The sequence below is a fragment of the Streptomyces sp. NPDC056948 genome (assembly GCF_042674225.1).
Classification (GTDB): domain Bacteria; phylum Actinomycetota; class Actinomycetes; order Streptomycetales; family Streptomycetaceae; genus Streptomyces; species Streptomyces purpurascens.
The window spans coordinates 1-1331 of record NZ_JBHUQX010000813.1 but is presented as its reverse complement, the minus strand read 5'-3'; the positions used below and the strand labels follow the sequence as shown (position 1 = coordinate 1331).

At 68.1% G+C, this 1331-nt stretch carries 2 protein-coding genes and 1 pseudogene; all 3 read right to left on the bottom strand.

Features of this window, described 5'->3' with window-relative positions; genetic code table 11:
* Positions 1–35: 35 nt before the first annotated feature.
* The gene (locus ACFTZL_RS44955; protein ID WP_382596440.1) at positions 36–299 is read right to left on the bottom strand and encodes a GlsB/YeaQ/YmgE family stress response membrane protein; all 264 of its coding nucleotides are present in this window, start codon (positions 297–299) and stop codon (positions 36–38) included.
* Between the two features lie 159 nt (positions 300–458).
* Entirely contained in the window at positions 459–899 is a 441-nt protein-coding gene (locus ACFTZL_RS44950) for an SPW repeat protein (RefSeq protein WP_184595907.1), read from the bottom strand.
* A 288-nt stretch (positions 900–1187) separates the two neighbouring features.
* Positions 1188–1331 (bottom strand): annotated as a pseudogene (locus tag ACFTZL_RS44945) (DUF1844 domain-containing protein); the annotation flags it as partial.

The following is a 1331-nucleotide window of genomic DNA, read 5'->3' as shown; positions in this document are numbered from 1 at the left end:
CACGTACTGTCGTCACGCCGTCGTTCGCCACGCCGTCAGCGGCGTACCTTCGAGCGGTCCAGCGCGGCGACGCCGAGCGCGGCGAGGCCGATCTGGATGAGCCATTCGACCCAGTCGACACCCTTGGTGTCGGCCACGCCGAACGCGCCGGCGAGTGCGGAGCCGATCAGCGCGGCGATGATGCCGACGACGATCGTCCACAGAATTCCGATTCGCTGACGGCCCGGGACCACGAGCCGGCCCAGGACGCCGATGAGGATGCCGATCACGATGGCACTGATGATGCCGTCGACTTCCATCTCCGCCCCTTCTCCTCAGGACCCCCGCTGCAGTGCGTGTGCCCCCTGGCGGCCGGGACACTCCGGGTCCCGCGCCCCGTGGCCGCTCGCGGCGCGGGTGCGGATACGAAAGGGCCGGTCCGGGAGCGCGGACCGGCCTTCGTTTCCGTCCGACGGTGGCTACGGCTTCGGGGAGGCCTTCGCCGCCGTGCCGGCGCACACCAGACCCAGGAGCACGGCCAGTGCACCGATGATGATGTTGTTCCACACGACCCCGGCGTCCGGGCTCTCGCCGACGATCCACGGCGAGATGATCATCCACACCCCGAGGGCGCACATGGCCCAGCTCAGGCCGTACATACGTTCCGGAGCGCGAGTGAACCCGAGCGCCAGCAGGCCGATCGCGATCCCCATGATCAGGTTGTGGGTCACGAGCGGCGGCTGACTGGTCGTGTAGTGGACTATCCACGGGGAGGCCGCGCAGTACAGACCCAGCAGGAACACCGGTCCGTCCACGAGCGCCACATCGCGTCCACCGAGCATGCGGGCGTACCGATCCCGCATCTCGGAGGCATCAGGGTGGCTGGTGATGTCACCTCTGGTGGGCGAGACGTTGGCCATGACTCGTCTCCTTCGTCTTACAGGGCGACCGCGTCTGGAGGGGTATGCGGTAAGCGCCGCGTAAGCACATTCTGCTCTTATTTTTCCTTTATGTGTAGAGGTTGTACGGGGGTGTGAACTCCTACCGGGCGGTACATGTCCGGGCGGATCGCGGGCAACCGGACGGGTACGGCAGTGACCGATCGACGTCGCCCGGCGGCGGCGCGGAACAGCGGAGGGCAGCGGACATGTCTACGGCGATCAGCGCGAAGGTGTTGGAGCGGTTCCCGGCGGGAGCCCCGCGCGGATCGTCAGACCGAGCTTCACGGCGGCGGCGCTCATCAGGTTGACGGCGACCGTCACGATCACCTCGACCGCCGGGACCTCCGCGATGTCGCGGGTCATGGCGTCGAAGTCGGGCTGCTCGGCGGGGCCGGAGGGGGAGGTCTCACT

Excerpts from the sequence above, each read along its gene's own strand:
- ACFTZL_RS44955 (WP_382596440.1), bottom strand. The coding sequence starts at position 299 with ATGGAAGTCGACGGCATCATCAGTGCCATCGTGATCGGCATCCTCATC.
- ACFTZL_RS44950 (WP_184595907.1), bottom strand. The coding sequence starts at position 899 with ATGGCCAACGTCTCGCCCACCAGAGGTGACATCACCAGCCACCCTGAT.